Here is a 14,267-nt window from a genome sequence, read left to right as displayed (position 1 = left end):
ACGTTTACCATGCAGAATTTAACCCGGTTATCGGGCCGCCTGTTACTGTTAGCCGCCGTGATGCTTGCCCATATTCAGGCGGCAGTCGGCCAATCGACCACCACGAAGTCGCTTCGGACGCAGATCAACAACACCCTTCCCACCAACACCGCCCGCTCGATCACGGCCGAGAAATTACGGGCCGTTTTCCTTTCGTCTGCTAACGCCATTGATTCGATCTACACGACGATTTCCCAGGCTAATACAATCGGCGAATATGATGCCAGTACAGGTATAGCGACCATTTCGGCGACCGATTCGACCATTACACCGGATTCAGTGGCCAATTTCGCAGACGGCAAATATTTTGACGTGGTAAAGGCAGGCAACCGGGCTATTACCGGCGTGGCCGTCGATATGCAGGTGGGCGGCAAGATCATCGCCAGGGGTGGCCGCTGGGGGTACATCCCTCCAAGCGACCTGGCCCTGGCCAAAACGGCCTACCTGGAAAATAAGCTGCCTTATAAGAACCTGGCCAATCCGGCACTGTTCACCAACGACGGGTTTATTAATGGAGCTACCGGCGCCTACGGGGCCAACACTGCTTACGGGTATACCGGGTTTATTGAAGTAACACCAGGGCTTGCGTACACCGGCAAAGGCGCTTCCGCCAACGGCATGCGCCACGTTGCGTTCTACAATGCGGCCCGCGCGTTTGTGGCAGGAGGGTATAGCGCTAATACAACTACCTTCACCGTTCCGGCAGGTGTTAAATACGTGATAGCCACCTATTACACGCAAGACAAGGCCACATTTCAATTTGAACAGAGCGATACGCCAACCAGCTTTGTGGGGTATGGAACGGCCATTCTGGCCAATACGCTGGTAAACCCGGCCCTGGTCACCACCACAGCCACCAGCCGGTTCATTACCGACGCCGAGCGTGTGGCCTGGAACAAAAAGCTAGACCAGGCCCAAATCGTTTTAGACACCCTTCCGACCAGTAAGAACCTTTTTAACCCGTCGAATATCGTAACGGGGACGAACAACGTAGTCCAGACTTCCACCGGCTCATTTTTAACCCTGGCGGGCTGGATCCGCACCGGCCCGATCAAGTGTAAGGCTAATACCACTTATACGATCAGCGGGCTAATTTCTCGCAACAGTAAGGCGGTGCGCTACGAGGATGCAAACGGCGTTTTTATTTCGTTCACTCCGCCGCCAGGAACGGTTACGGGCACCACGATGACGTTCACCACGCCAGCCGGGGCCGCAAGGATGATCATCAATTTGCAGCGGGACACGGAAACAATCGTTTTGTCGGCCGTCCAGGTTGAAGAGTCCGCCACCGCAACCAGCTTTACAGCTTACACCGAGCTGGTGACGCTCAAAACCCTGCTGGGCCGCGCCCTGACGAAAAACGACGTGGGCCTGTCTAATGTCAACAACACGGCCGACGTTTCCAAACCGGTTTCCACCGCCCAGCTGGCCGCCATTAATACAAAGGTGGATACGTCGGCCGTAGCCTGGACGCTGACCGGGAAAAGTAAGAACCTGGCAGATCCTGCCGCCTACACGGATGGCGGGTATATGGAGAATACCGGCGCGGTGGTCACCAACGCCGGTTACGGCTATACGGGCTTTATCGAGGTTACGCCCGGGCTGACGTATTCAGGCTTTGACGGCACGAATGGCATGCGGAAAACCTGCTTTTTTGACGCCAGTAAAGCGCAAGTTTCCGGCGGATCCAGCGCAAATGTTACCAGTTTCACAGTGCCCGCAGGCGTCAAGTATGTGCGCGTGAGCTACTATATAGGCGGCAAATCCACGTTCCAGTTCGAGCAGGCGCCAGCGCCTACATTTTTTGCATCCTATGCGCCGGGAACGAAGGCCCTTGCGGCCGTTTTTGGGGCGCCCGTCACGCAAAACGCGGTGAACGCAAAGCGCACCATTACCCTGGCCGATTGTGAGCGTATCTTACTGGTAGGGGATAGCTATTCGGTGGGCTACAATGCGCTTCCGGGCAAAAACTACATTTCTACCCTTAGCATGTTTTCGGACTGGAACCTGGATAACTATTCGAAATCCGGGGATGCTACGGACATGATTTTGGCCCGGCTACTGGCCAATTCCGCCCAGTACAAGGGCGTGGTGCCAACCCGGTTAAAAGGCGGCGGGTATGCGGTCATTATCAGCTTTACCAACGATGTGGGTAAATCGGTGATCAATTCCACCGATCAGCTCAATACTTACCTGGCCAATATCCGGCTGCTGGCCGAAGCGCTCAAAGGGCTGGGCTATAAACCGGTTGTGGCCACCGAATACCACGCCAGTACCGGCACAAACGGTACGGGCCTTGTGCAAGCGGCATTATCACAGCTTTGCGAGGAAAACGGCTACATTTTCATGGACATCTATGAGAAAACCCGCTACCTGAAAGGCGCTTCGAATTTTGCCAGCTACTGGGAAGGTTCGCACCCTGGAATGCGCACGAATGCGGTTTTCTGGGCAAATATGTTGCCGTACGTAAATGCGCTTCCGCGCCCTAAATGGGGGATCAAAATCTACCGGAAGCGGGATTTTGTAAGTGTTTCCAGCGTGGCGGATCTGATGTATACCGGCGCCACCGAACGGGCGAAGAAGTTTAAAGAAATCCTGGTAACCGGTCAGGCGATGACGCCCGCAACTTACAACAAGTACGACGACCAGGCCAACTGGGCGCCGACTAGCAACGTGGTCAGCGTCAGCGAGTATTACGATCTGATGAACGGCAATGCCATTGCAATGGGCGATTACTCGCTGATGGAGGTAACGGTAAACAGCACGCCGGAAAAAATCAGCCGCCTGGATATTAAAGTGGGCGCCGTCGATGCGGTCTACATCAAAAACCACATTACCCAGACCTGGGCGCCACTGACGGTTACCGGTGGGGTGGTGAGCCTGACCGATTTTGCAAGCCAGCTCAATTTTGACAAAGCCAGCTTACTGATCGTCAAGGCGGGCGGCTGGAATATGTCGGCCCCGCAAATCGACTTTTACGGCGTGGAAGGCAAAAGCTACTACCAGAAACCAGCACCGCGCGAGCTGCGCACTGCCGAGCTGGTCGCCACCCGGAATTTCAACGCCGGGACGACCGGCTGGACGGTTACCGGCACGATCTCGCCCGCAGTGCCCGAAGACAGCGGCAGTATGCCAACGGGCGTTACCCAGGTGGCCACCATCAGCACGGGGAACAGCGTGAGCCAGACGGTCACATTTGCTGCCGCCACCTATAAGCGCCGGGCACAGCTTAAAGTGATCGCCCGCCGCAACCCGCCGCGCTACGATAGTGCCAACGAGTTTCCCGTAAACAGTCCCATTACCCTGGACAGCTACGATTTCGCAAACGTCAGGGCCATTGTGACAAAGGGAACCAACACGATCAGCATGAAACAGGTAGTGGGTATGCACTGGACGGAGGCGGTTTTCGAATTCGACGTGGCCGCCGGGGACACGTCCTATACCATCGGCATCCAAAAGGATGATCAGGACTTTGAATTAGCCGATTTGAGCCTGAAAATAGAGTAATAGGTTAATTGGGTTAGGTTAGGTTCGAACGCTCGCTGGGTATCCCGGCGGGCGTTTTTTTATGTCCTTTCTGACGGCTGGCCTCGCCGGTAACATTGCGGTACGAATAGTTTACAGCTAAACAAAGTACATGACGCCGCTATCAAACCAATTCATTTGGCAAATCAATGAAGCCGAGCTGCCAGCCTTACTGGCAAAGCTTCGCACGCCGGAACAAAAAAGCAGCACCCTTGCGCTGCCGAAATCTTACGAGCCAGCCGTAAAGGCATCAGGGCTTGCCAAAGCCTGGAATGATTACCTGATCGACGTGTATTCGCCTGACAAAAGCATTCTGGTTTTGCCTGTAACGGGCGAAATGAGCCGTAGCGGTAGTTGGGGGAACTTTGGTAACGAGTTCTATATCCGCCAGTTGAAAGCGGCGGCGACGGATCCCGACATTAAAGGCGTCGTTTTGAAGTTCAACACCGGAGGCGGGACGGCCGATAGTACGCCAGCATTCGCCCAGGCCGTAGCCGATTTCAAAAAGGCGAAACCGATCATTGCCAGCGTCGCTTCCTGTTACAGCGCCGGTTACTATGTGGCCAGCCAGTGCAACGAAATCTATATCGAAAACCAGGCTGCCAGCGGCGTGGGAAGCATTGGAACCCTGATTATCTACGAAGGGTGGGCACAGTTCCTGAAAGATCAGGGCATTGATATGCGCATTATCCGCGCCAAGAAAAGCCAGGACAAGGCCCGTGCCAACTGGATAGAGGAGCTTAGCCCAGAGTCGGAAGCCGACCTGCAAGCCACTTGCGACGCATGCCAGCGCGAATTCGAAGGGGCCGTAAAACGTGGCCGGGCTGGAAAGATCAAATCCGACGAAGTTTTTACCGGCAAGACCTACAACGCCGATCAGGCGCTATCCCTGGGCCTGGTGGACTACAAAGGCGACCTACTGGCGGCGACCAAAAGGGCTTTACAGTTAGCTGCATAACCAAGTTTCAACCAAATTTTTCTATACCAATGAGCAAGTTAAAAACGACCGCCAGTGCCTGGTTAAGCAAGGTTTTCGGCGACAGCTTAAAGCCGATTTCCGAAAGCCTGACCGCCGAACAGTATAGCCAGGTGGTGCAAGGCGCTGAAAACTTCCTGAATTCCGAAGGGGATGAACAGGGCGACGGCGGCGAGGATCCCGACGGGGCCGAAGATCCCAAAAATGAAGATCCGGGTAGTACCGACCCCTCCGACACCGACCTGCAAGCCCAGGTTACAGCACTTACCAGCCAGCTGGACACGGTAAACGCAGATCTGGCCGCCGAAAAAAAAACGCACGCCGAAACGTCTGCAAAGCTGACGGCTGCCCAAACCGCGCTTTCTGCCGCGCTGGACAACAATAAGAAGCTACGCAGTGCGGTGAACCCGGTTTCAGACGAAGACCTATCTAACAAAACAGCAGAAAAGCAGACCAGCGGACTAACTAAGACGGATATAGCCGCCCGCGAAGCTTACAAGAAAAGACACCCAAAGGCGTAGGCCACCAGAAAGCAAGGGTGCATGTAGCCCCGGCGCCTGATCGAGCCAGGCAAAGGGGCTGCATTTAACAACAACTTCAAATTTTTATCAACCTCTAATTTTTTAAGTTATGCCAAGTATTGATTTAGGCGGTTTGGACAGTTCACTGAAAGTGCGCAGAGACGGTGCCAGAACGTTGTTTACCGAAAGAATGACCGACGGCTGGGGCCAATTGGCGGGGTTTCAAAAGCTACGCACGACCGACGAAGCGGTGCTGGGTTCAATGATCGGCCAAAGCCTTTTGCAGCCAGGTGCGAAGGGGACATTTAACCCAAAGCAAAACGTTTTAAAAGCGTCCGCCCGGATTGCAAAAGTTCGCCCTGGAAAGATCGACCTTTTGATCGGTCAGCCGGAAGCGCAGCAGTTGGAGGCGACCTACTGGGCACAGGTTGACGGCCACAACGCCAAAAATCCGGAAGACTTCATGTTTGCCGATCACGTTTGGAGCTGGTGTATTGGTCAGACAGGCGAGGATGTTTTGGCAGCGGTATGGAATGGTACGCTGAACTCGGCAGGAACCAACGCGGTGGATGTGGTTAATGGAATTTTGAAGCTGATCGACGACGATATCGCAAGCGACGATATCCCCGAATCAATGATTTTCACCCATTCGGAGGCTGGATTTTTCTTGAAAGAGGAAAATATCATTGCCGAGTTCAAGGGGCTCTCAAAAATCTACCGCACCAAGCTGCCACGTTACGCGAAAGTTCCGGCTACCTTGCGTTGTGCGCCTGAAAGAGCATCAGAATATCTTTTTGCTTGCCTGGAAGCGTTCGGCGAAAAGAACATTTACAACGAGTTCCAGCAGCCGGTTCTTTTCTGGGATAAGAGCATTGCCATCGAGCCGGTTTTGGACTGGGCCGGAACCGATACGGTTATGATCACCCCGAACGAAAACCTGGTTTTCTGCTCTGACCGCACCGACGACGGTATCCAATTGGATTCCGATTATTCAAAGCGCGACCGCTCTATCGCCATCGTTGGCGATATCCGATTTGCGCCGAATTACCACCGTTCGGACTTGATCGTGGTTAACGACCTTCGCGCAAGACCGGCTGGCGCTGGCGTCTAGGAATCGCCTTCCCCTTCACAAAAACATTTTTTTCAATAACCCACTAATTCCGGGAGTGCTGCCAGGCGGTAGCACTCCCACAAACAAAACCGTATGAAAAAGTATTTGAATTTCCTTTTTGTTGCGGCCGCTGCCATCCTGGCGGTCCATATCGTTCCCCAGGTTCAGGAGCTTTTCGGCGCTGCCGAGCCTGCCGGTTATGCCCTGGCCGCTTTTGTTTCCCTGATCGGTTTTAAGAACATCGAAGAGCAGCTGGCCAACCCGGCCGGTATCCGCCGTATCGGTATCGTTGCCGTAAAGGATTTGGATGATTCGACCATTGACTGGCCCAGGGCCGCTGGCGCAAATCCGCACGTCGATGTTACGACGATGGAAGTTACCGTAGCCGTTCCCTTGAAGCCAGACAAAACCATTGCGGTAATTACACCGGCCGACAACAGCGCAAATATGGCCTTTGAAATCCAGGGCGACCGCTTTTACCAAAGCTATAAGCATAGCGTCGCTTTTGATATTGCCGGGCTTACGAAGGTCCAGGCGGTCGAGTTCCGCAAATTGGTGAACACCGGTGTAATTCTGTTCGTGGAGTACTTCGACGGCGACATTCGCGTGGTAGGATCCAAGCTTTCCCCGATCATCTTGAAAAGCAAAGGGGATACCGGTAAAAAAGGCGGTGACAAACGCGGCTACGCGGTTTCTGGCGACAACGATTCCTACGTGATCGAACCGCCGTTTTATCCTGCTACTCTACCATTGCCTGGCATGGTTGAAGCGCCGGAAGCACCAGAAGCGCCATAACACGACCCGTAATGGCGAAGACCAAACGCATAAGACTGGCTTTTCAATCAGAAAAGCCAGTCCCTTTTTTGGATGCTGGGAACCCACTACTGGGTTTACCCCGGCCCCAAATGGACGTACCTAAACCAGGACGTGGCCCTGGCCATAAAAAAGCACTTCCCGACCTGGGTAGAGCTTTACACGAAGCCTACCACCGTAGCCGAACCAGCCCAGCCGTAGTTCGGATTCCCTGTACAAAACCGCATTTGCTCACTTCTTTTTAAGCTTCAAATGAAACCCAAAATCAAAATTTTGCTGCATTCCCTTATGCGCGACGTTTCCCGAGGGATCAGCACACCAGAGAAGGCCGCCGACGAATTCAAAAAGGCGACCGGCCAAAACCTGGAAGATGTTTTAGACCAGGCCGACCCGAAAGTGGGGGAGTTTTTAGCCTTCCTGGTAGGGGCCTACAAAATCCAGAACGTCCACGCGCCACAAGTGGATCTGGCGGCGTTGCGGGAAGGCTTTTTGGAAACGGATCCCACGACGCCAGTAGAATCACCAGCGGATCCGCAGGAAGACCAGGAGCCGGAAGCGCCAGTACATCCGTTCACCGAAGTAGTACCCGTGGCGACCGAAACGACCGCGCCAGCCGTCCCGGTGGATCAGCCCAAACGAACACGCAAGACCGGCAAGAAGCCAGCGTAAAGCCTGGCCAGCCGCTCACGCCAGACCAGTATAAGGTCGAATTCGCCAAATCCTGCCAGCTGATTGATGAGTACAACCGAAAGGCGGCGGATCTGGCGGAGCTTTTGGCCCAGATCCCCGAAGACCAGCCAGCGCCCAGGGAAGTGGCCGAAGTGATCAAGTACGACGACCTTTTCCGCAAAGAGCTGGCCCGCCGGAAATACATCCAGGAAAACCGCATGCTACCGGCAGACGAGCCGGTGAAAATGCCCAGGAAGGATTTCGAAATACCCAAAGCGGGCGTAGACCTGGCCCTGGCGCGGGGAAGTCTGGCAAAAAACGTTTCGGTCTGGAAAAAGCGGATCAACGACCCGAGATACCCCGAGGCAGAGCAAAAGCACGCCATGTACGTGGCATTGTACCAGGAAGCAAAAACAGCGGCGGCCACCGAGCGCGCCCGAATTCAAAGTTTAGCAAATGAATCTTATAACAACGATTGACCAGGTGCGGGCCGTGATCGGTTCGGCCATTCGCAAGGATAGTACATTCGAGATTTTAAAACCCTACCTGGACAAGGCGGAAAACGAGTTGGTAAAGGGCCTAATCGGCGCCGAGCAGCTGGCCGCATTGGAAGGGGTGCAAACCGGGAAAGCAGAGCGGCTAAAAGCGCTGACAGTAAGCGCCATTATCTGGAACGGTTACCAGGATGCCTGGTTTCAAGGATTCTATGAATTCGGCGGTAGCGGCGTGAACAAGCAGAAGGGCGACAAAACCGAAAGCCTTTTCCGATACCAGGAGGATGCCGTACAAAAGGATATTGTAAAGAAGGCCGACGAATCCATTGAAACGCTAATGACGTTCCTGGAAGTCAACCTGGCCGACTTTGAGCTTTACAAGAATTCGGCGGAATTCTCCCAGAATTTCGGCTTCCTGATCAGCACCCCCGCAGCCCTGGGCCGGGCACTGCCGGAAGTTCCCAAAAGCTACCGCATGTATTCGGTTTTGCGCCGGTTTATGGAGCGCGTCGAGCGCGAAACCGTCAAAACGATTACCGGCGACGGGCTTTACTTTTCGCTGAAAGAGAAGATCCGAACCGGCCAGGCCCTGGACTCGAATTATAAAGCGTTGCTGGACATTTGCCAGGAGTTCGCCGCTCCCGCCGTTTTGCTGGATGCATTGCCCTGGATCCGCGTACAGATCACGCCGGCCGGCGCCCGGATCGCGTCGGTACTGAACAACCTGCAAGACGAAACGCCGGTAAACGATCCACAGACCGCCTGGTTATCCAAGATCCTGGAAAACCGGATTGAGCATGCGAAAACCCGTTTACGTATGTACTTGAACGGTACCGCCGGGCCTGCCGTGTTTCCCGAGTATTACAATTCGGGTTTGTACCGCACCAACGATAGTAGAAAGTGGACTTTGCCCAACAATGAAGGGCGCAAACACATGCGGTTATGAGACGGGTAGTAGTGAATGAATTGAAGGCTGGATGCCAGCTTTACGACAGCTACCAGGATCTGAAAGGAAAGGATATTATTCCCCTTATCCGGGCCGTGTACCTGCAACCTCATAGCATGGAGGCGAAACTTTCGCTTTTGAAATCGCTTTTTGTGTGCCCGGCCGAAGTCTGGGAGCAGCTGCAACAGCGTGAAAACCGCGATGAGCTTTGGCGCCTGGTCGGGACGATGGACTGGATCCTGAAAGGGCCGGAGTTTCGCCCGGTTGCGTCGGTGAAGCTTAAAGGGCGAGAATACTTGCTGCCGGACAACGATTTGCACCAACTGGGCACGGCCGAATTCGTGGTGGCCACCGCGCACCTGATCGCCTTTTACAATTCGACCGACAAAACGCCAGCACACCTGGCCAGGTTTATGGCCACCATTGCCCGGCCGAAACCTGGCGTAATGGAGCGCTTTAAAAATGATTCTAAGGGCGATGTGCGCCAGGCTTACAATTCGGCCAAATGTGACGCCCGCGCGGCCCTTTTTGAGAAATGCGACCTGGTTACGATGATCACCACCGCCCAGTGGTTTAACAATGCCGCAAACCGCCTTTTGTCGCTCTTTGGGATGGCCAGCAAAGACCCCGACGCCGCACCGATCAGCCAGGGTATGTTCGTGCAGGATTGGGAGCGGCAAATTATCAAGGTCGCCGAAAGCCCGGTTTTCGGCGGCTACGACCAGGTAATGGCAAGGCCCCTGGCTGATGTGCTAGGCTACATCGAATTAAAGAACGATGAAGCCAAAGCCAGGGCGGCCGCAAGTAAGCGAAAATGATTTTTTAACCCACTGTAAATTCCAATCAATGAAACGTTTGCTTTCCCTGCTTACCCTATTGGTAGGCTTACAGCTCAGCGCGTCCGCGCAGCTCAAATTTGAAATTGCCATGCCCGACAGTATTGTGGGCAAACAGTACCTGAAAACCTACGTTGAAAATTACGTACGCCAGGCGCTGATCGAAGCCGGTAAACCCACGGATCCCGTGGTGGTGAAACCCGTAGAGAAAGTAAAATGTGCTGATATTGGCCAGGGGCCTAATTTACTGCGAGTATTCGAGGCAAGCGCGACCGGCATAAAGTTGGAATTCCATGGTAACAAAATCGACTCTATCCTGGTCGATATTTTAACAGAGTCCGGCCAGCCGGTAACCTCCCATCAGATCGCGCCACGGTCGAGCATAGTATCCGTACCCTTTGGCCAGCTTTTGCCCGCCGGTAACTACCAATTAAGGTTACAGGGGCAAAGCTGCAAATCCGATCCACAGGCCGGGCCGTTCACCATTCAAAATAAGGAAACCGGAGGCGGGACCAAACCCGCGCCGGATCCTGGCGCGGAAGCGCCCGGCCAGGGATCCGGGAATGGATCGGTTAACCCAGTGGGAGTTCTGCCGCTGGTTAACCTTACCCAGGGCATGGATGATCATTTAAACCTGATCTTTCGGGACTCTGCCGACGTACGCATTATGTCAGATATTGCGCCGGACAACCGGAGCGACAAAGGGAAATTTTTATACCGTTACCTGATCAATGGCCACCAGATCGACACGGACGCCAGGCTAAAAAATTACGTGGTGGCCGGAAATAACCCGCTACGCGTCCTGGTAGGCAAACTGAACCGCCAGTACAAAAGTGAGGGCTTTAATAAATGGGCCAGCACCCCGCAGGAAGCCGCCGGGGGATGGTACAAAACCGACGCTGCCGAAGCTTTTAGCTTCAATACCAGCTATGCTTTTCAAACATTCGTAGCACCGGCAGCGCAGGCGGCCAGCGGTTTTTTGAACCACGTGCCGCAGAATTACGACCCGTCGAGCCAGCAAATTTCCTGGGGCGATATTGGCGAAGACATTAAGTTACCGAAGGGCCATTTTTGGGGTTCGTCCTGGTATCCCTGGGGCGTCGAGAAGGTTTTCGCAAAAGGCGTTACGCACCTGGCGCACCATTCCTTACCCTGGGATGCGGCAACCAGCGACCAGCTGGCAAAGGATCTGAAAGCGGCCGGGAAAACTTTCAGCGATTATCAACGTATCGAGGCGGTTTTCGGCAGGACTAATAACGGAAGTCCAGAGCTATGGCCGAACGGCACCAGTAAGGCGATTTGGCCCACAGCAGACGGACTACCAGCAGATGAAGCCAGGGAATGGGCCTGGAAAACAGGCGGGGCGAGTGACGCTATTTGGCTTTCGGAAATGTCGGAAAACGTGGGCTGGCAGCCGGGTTGGTCTCCGATGTTTTCAGCATTCTATCCCGAGCTAAGAAAGCGCTACGAGCAGAATTTTGCAAGCAAGGGTATTCCCTATGAGATTATCCATAACTATTTCTGGCAGGGCGGCGAAAGCCTGAATTCTGGCCGTAGTGCTGAATATTATAAAGATCTTTTCCGCAAGGATCCCGAAGACCTGCCACGCACCGAGTTTTCGCCAGGCGCCCCGCTATCGGCTACGACCATGATAGTGGAAGCCGTTTATTTACCGGCGCCAGATCTGGCCATGAGACAGCCCACCGAGCTGGCTTTCCGCCTGGAATACTTTAAGCAGATGGGCTACCATGCGGGCGTCGTTTTGTTCGGCCAGGGAGAAACCCGGCCGAACAACCGCTATAAAATCAACTTTTCGGACGGCACGTATTACAAGGCCGATAAATTTCCGCTGGATCCGAATGTACATATTGCCAGCTTGTTTTTTGGCCACGTTTACGGAAACGCGACGTTTGAGTGGGGCGGGTACGGCTGGGCAAATCAAAAGCTGTTTGATGGCAGGCCAGGCCAGCCACTTACCGGGGACTGGTTTCCCCTGGGGTCAAAGGAGCCGCGCAACAATGAGTTTAACAAGCTTTGGAATGGATCCGGGGATTTCTACCACGGATTTACCGGCAGTGCGGATTTAACCTATTTCGCGCACCGGCTCTATGCTAAAACGTTCGGCGTGACCGATGGTGGAGAGCGCCAGTATTTGACCTACCGCCTGGATGGCGGCGCCTGGATCATACCGAGCCAGTACAAGGCCGACGAGCTGGTGGACGCCTACAAGCAGCAGCGGGGCTTTGCCCTGGCGCAGTCCAGGGACGGGAAAACCGCCTGGTTCTATCACAACAGCTTTGCCGACAATAATTGGCACACCCTGGAAGTGAAGCTGCCGAGTGGCCAGGTGATCACCGAGCGCGTGGCCGGGAACGGGATCCACGCTAAAATTCAATAATCATGAACGCCCGGGCCACCTTTAAAATCGCCGTTACGGTTTTCGTGCTTTTACTGGGCCTGGGCGCTATTGCCCTGGTCTGTACCTGGGCCTACAAAAAATATCACCAGGGTAGGGAGCCAATGCCCGCCCAGGTGATCAATGACAGCCTGAAACTCTACCGTGAAAAAGCCGCTATTCACTTTGATTCCTCACAGTTTTATTACCGCAAATATGAAACGCTTACACAATATGCTGATTCTATCGGCACTGATAGCGCCGCTTTCGCTCACCTGGTCGCCGAGTACCGGGCAAACCTTCGAGCAGCTATTGAAGCAGAAATACGTGATAGCATTGCAAGACAGCGCGGTGAAATACGAGCTGATCAAACCGCGCATGGTAACCCTTCAAAAAAGCTATGGGTTCATCGAGCAGCAGAACCAGGCGCTGAAAAATGAGCAGCGTTTTTTGTCCTTTCAACACGAGGCGTTAAAAATCAATTTTGAAGCGTCGCTGGCCGATCAGCGGAAAAAGAAATATGTGTGGGGCGCCTGTGGTGTTGGCCTGGGCGTCCTGCTAAAACTCATACTTTAACGCTGTTCCAATGCACTACTTAGAGGAATTTCTAAAAAGCCTGCAAATCAAGACGGAAAACTGGCTTTTGTCCATGTTTGTGACAACCATCATTACCGTTTACCGGATCGCCAAGCCAGACGAGCTGGTGACCTGGAAAAAAGTTATCCGGATTGTAACGTCGGGCCTTGCGTGTACCGTGGTCATTCCCGGTCTACTTCGCTACCAGTTTCAAAACGAAGATCCTTTTGTGGCAGCAGCCCTTAGCGGACTAATTGCTTACTGCTTCGAGCCGCTACTCGAAATCATTTCCAAATACCTGCTTAGAACGGCTTCCAGCAAGCTTCCAAACGCTGAATAACATGGAATTAATTTACACCCGCCGCTGGCAGGGAAATGCCAGCACGTTGGGAACGCTTACGGTCAACGGGGCCGCCCACCATTTCATTTTGGAAGACAAAGACCGGGGCCTGAATTCAGAAATGCCGCTGGCGGAAATCGCCAAATTGAAGGTGAAAAAGGAAACGGCCATACCTACCGGCCGCTACCGGGTGATTGTAGCACATTCGGCCAGGTTCAAACGGCTTTTACCGCGCCTGGTGAATGTACCCGGATATTCTGGGATACTGATCCACCCAGGGAACCGGATCCACAACACGGAAGGCTGTTTGCTACCAGGGCTTACCAACTTTATCGAGGACAAGGAATATTGCGTGGGCCAGAGCAAAACGGCTTTCGAGCGCCTTTTCGAAAAGATCCTGGAAGCCCACAAACGAGGTGAAGAAATCTGGATAACGATCCACACAGACTACAAACTATGAGCGCCGGGATTCCGGCGCTTTTACCTTATTTTCAATGGAAAAATCAATTTTATCGGCCCTGTATCGTTTGGGCTTTTCTGTGTCATGCGTAGAAGGCAACGCCATATTAGGCGAAATGTCATCCCAAAATAATGGTGTGCTAGAAGTCTACGTGGATCTTCGCGACAATACAGTTACTGCTACCATCAACGAGAGATTCGCGAGCACGCATTTATTTCTAATCCAAAAATTCAAGGATGCAGACTACCTGACAGAGTTGTTTCGAGGTAACTACGCATTCCAAGAGTGGTTTACTGAAACTACTGATTGACCGCCTTTTTATCGAATCGCAGACGTCAATCTGGCCCGGATCGCTCGTTCAAATTCGGGACAGCAGCAATCATACACCGGATCAATACTACCTGATCCCGCATAACCCGGATGTTGGATAAAGCTTATGACAGTATCGACCCGGCATGTTTTGCATTTCATTCCGGTTAGATACGGCTTGTAGAATACATCCCGCTTGTTTCTAGCTTTCTCATCCATCGCGGAACCTAACCCGGTTCTCGTATTATACTTGATCA

The 14,267-nt window shown here is 53.5% G+C and carries 15 protein-coding genes; all 15 read left to right on the top strand.

The genetic code is table 11. The features are described 5' to 3' along the window. Positions 1–9 precede the first annotated feature (9 nt). The 15 genes from ABV298_RS00770 (at position 10) to ABV298_RS00700 (ending at position 14,011) form a co-directional block, all read left to right on the top strand. Positions 10–3,546, top strand: a complete 3,537-nt coding sequence (locus ABV298_RS00770; RefSeq protein ID WP_353720302.1) for an SGNH/GDSL hydrolase family protein — start codon at positions 10–12, stop codon at positions 3,544–3,546. Positions 3,547–3,676: 130 nt separating this feature from the next. After that, complete coding sequence (locus tag ABV298_RS00765) at positions 3,677–4,522, top strand: S49 family peptidase (protein WP_353720301.1); 846 nt, start codon at positions 3,677–3,679, stop codon at positions 4,520–4,522. Between the two features lie 29 nt (positions 4,523–4,551). After that, the gene (locus tag ABV298_RS00760) at positions 4,552–5,061 is read left to right on the top strand and encodes a hypothetical protein (protein ID WP_353720300.1); all 510 of its coding nucleotides are present in this window, start codon (positions 4,552–4,554) and stop codon (positions 5,059–5,061) included. Positions 5,062–5,170: 109 nt separating this feature from the next. Beyond that, positions 5,171–6,172, top strand: coding sequence for a hypothetical protein (locus ABV298_RS00755; protein ID WP_353720299.1), 1,002 nt, complete (start codon positions 5,171–5,173; stop codon positions 6,170–6,172). A gap of 93 nt (positions 6,173–6,265) precedes the next feature. Continuing rightward, positions 6,266–6,967, top strand: coding sequence for a hypothetical protein (locus ABV298_RS00750; protein WP_353720298.1), 702 nt, complete (start codon positions 6,266–6,268; stop codon positions 6,965–6,967). 72 nt (positions 6,968–7,039) lie between these two features. Next, on the top strand, positions 7,040–7,186 hold the full coding sequence (locus ABV298_RS00745; protein ID WP_353720297.1) for a hypothetical protein: 147 nt from the start codon (positions 7,040–7,042) through the stop codon (positions 7,184–7,186). A 51-nt stretch (positions 7,187–7,237) separates the two neighbouring features. Next, positions 7,238–7,654: a hypothetical protein gene (locus ABV298_RS00740; RefSeq protein ID WP_353720296.1), complete on the top strand. Its 417-nt coding sequence runs from the start codon at positions 7,238–7,240 to the stop codon at positions 7,652–7,654. Between the two features lie 104 nt (positions 7,655–7,758). Continuing rightward, positions 7,759–8,133, top strand: a complete 375-nt coding sequence (locus ABV298_RS00735; RefSeq protein WP_353720295.1) for a hypothetical protein — start codon at positions 7,759–7,761, stop codon at positions 8,131–8,133. After that, entirely contained in the window at positions 8,111–9,094 is a 984-nt protein-coding gene (locus tag ABV298_RS00730) for a DUF6712 family protein (protein WP_353720294.1), read from the top strand. The genes ABV298_RS00735 and ABV298_RS00730 overlap by 23 nt, the downstream gene beginning before the upstream one ends. Further along, entirely contained in the window at positions 9,091–9,912 is an 822-nt protein-coding gene (locus ABV298_RS00725; RefSeq protein ID WP_353720293.1) for a hypothetical protein, read from the top strand. Before ABV298_RS00730 ends, ABV298_RS00725 begins: the two co-directional genes overlap by 4 nt. Before the next feature lie 28 nt (positions 9,913–9,940). Further along, a complete protein-coding gene (locus ABV298_RS00720; RefSeq protein WP_353720292.1) occupies positions 9,941–12,328 on the top strand; it encodes a hypothetical protein in 2,388 nt (795 codons plus the stop codon). Positions 12,329–12,559: 231 nt separating this feature from the next. Next, positions 12,560–12,901, top strand: coding sequence for a hypothetical protein (locus ABV298_RS00715; RefSeq protein WP_353720291.1), 342 nt, complete (start codon positions 12,560–12,562; stop codon positions 12,899–12,901). A gap of 10 nt (positions 12,902–12,911) precedes the next feature. Then, complete coding sequence (locus tag ABV298_RS00710; RefSeq protein WP_353720290.1) at positions 12,912–13,241, top strand: hypothetical protein; 330 nt, start codon at positions 12,912–12,914, stop codon at positions 13,239–13,241. Position 13,242: 1 nt separating this feature from the next. Further along, positions 13,243–13,701, top strand: a complete 459-nt coding sequence (locus tag ABV298_RS00705) for a DUF5675 family protein (protein ID WP_353720289.1) — start codon at positions 13,243–13,245, stop codon at positions 13,699–13,701. Positions 13,702–13,735: 34 nt separating this feature from the next. Beyond that, positions 13,736–14,011 carry a hypothetical protein gene (locus ABV298_RS00700; RefSeq protein ID WP_353720288.1) on the top strand — a complete coding sequence of 92 codons (276 nt, stop codon included), beginning with the start codon at positions 13,736–13,738 and terminating at the stop codon, positions 14,009–14,011. Positions 14,012–14,267: the final 256 nt, after the last annotated feature.

The sequence above is a fragment of the Dyadobacter sp. 676 genome (genome assembly GCF_040448675.1).
In the GTDB taxonomy this organism is placed as follows: Bacteria; Bacteroidota; Bacteroidia; order Cytophagales; family Spirosomataceae; genus Dyadobacter.
The sequence above is the reverse complement of the archived record's forward strand: the minus strand, read 5'-3'. Positions and strand labels throughout refer to the sequence as shown.

Excerpts from the sequence above, each read along its gene's own strand:
- ABV298_RS00745 (WP_353720297.1), top strand. The coding sequence starts at position 7,040 with ATGCTGGGAACCCACTACTGGGTTTACCCCGGCCCCAAATGGACGTAC.
- ABV298_RS00760 (WP_353720300.1), top strand. The coding sequence starts at position 4,552 with ATGAGCAAGTTAAAAACGACCGCCAGTGCCTGGTTAAGCAAGGTTTTC.
- ABV298_RS00720 (WP_353720292.1), top strand. The coding sequence starts at position 9,941 with ATGAAACGTTTGCTTTCCCTGCTTACCCTATTGGTAGGCTTACAGCTC.
- ABV298_RS00730 (WP_353720294.1), top strand. The coding sequence starts at position 8,111 with ATGAATCTTATAACAACGATTGACCAGGTGCGGGCCGTGATCGGTTCG.
- ABV298_RS00770 (WP_353720302.1), top strand. The coding sequence starts at position 10 with ATGCAGAATTTAACCCGGTTATCGGGCCGCCTGTTACTGTTAGCCGCC.
- ABV298_RS00700 (WP_353720288.1), top strand. The coding sequence starts at position 13,736 with ATGGAAAAATCAATTTTATCGGCCCTGTATCGTTTGGGCTTTTCTGTG.
- ABV298_RS00740 (WP_353720296.1), top strand. The coding sequence starts at position 7,238 with ATGAAACCCAAAATCAAAATTTTGCTGCATTCCCTTATGCGCGACGTT.
- ABV298_RS00705 (WP_353720289.1), top strand. The coding sequence starts at position 13,243 with ATGGAATTAATTTACACCCGCCGCTGGCAGGGAAATGCCAGCACGTTG.
- ABV298_RS00725 (WP_353720293.1), top strand. The coding sequence starts at position 9,091 with ATGAGACGGGTAGTAGTGAATGAATTGAAGGCTGGATGCCAGCTTTAC.
- ABV298_RS00765 (WP_353720301.1), top strand. The coding sequence starts at position 3,677 with ATGACGCCGCTATCAAACCAATTCATTTGGCAAATCAATGAAGCCGAG.
- ABV298_RS00715 (WP_353720291.1), top strand. The coding sequence starts at position 12,560 with ATGCTGATTCTATCGGCACTGATAGCGCCGCTTTCGCTCACCTGGTCG.
- ABV298_RS00755 (WP_353720299.1), top strand. The coding sequence starts at position 5,171 with ATGCCAAGTATTGATTTAGGCGGTTTGGACAGTTCACTGAAAGTGCGC.
- ABV298_RS00710 (WP_353720290.1), top strand. The coding sequence starts at position 12,912 with ATGCACTACTTAGAGGAATTTCTAAAAAGCCTGCAAATCAAGACGGAA.
- ABV298_RS00750 (WP_353720298.1), top strand. The coding sequence starts at position 6,266 with ATGAAAAAGTATTTGAATTTCCTTTTTGTTGCGGCCGCTGCCATCCTG.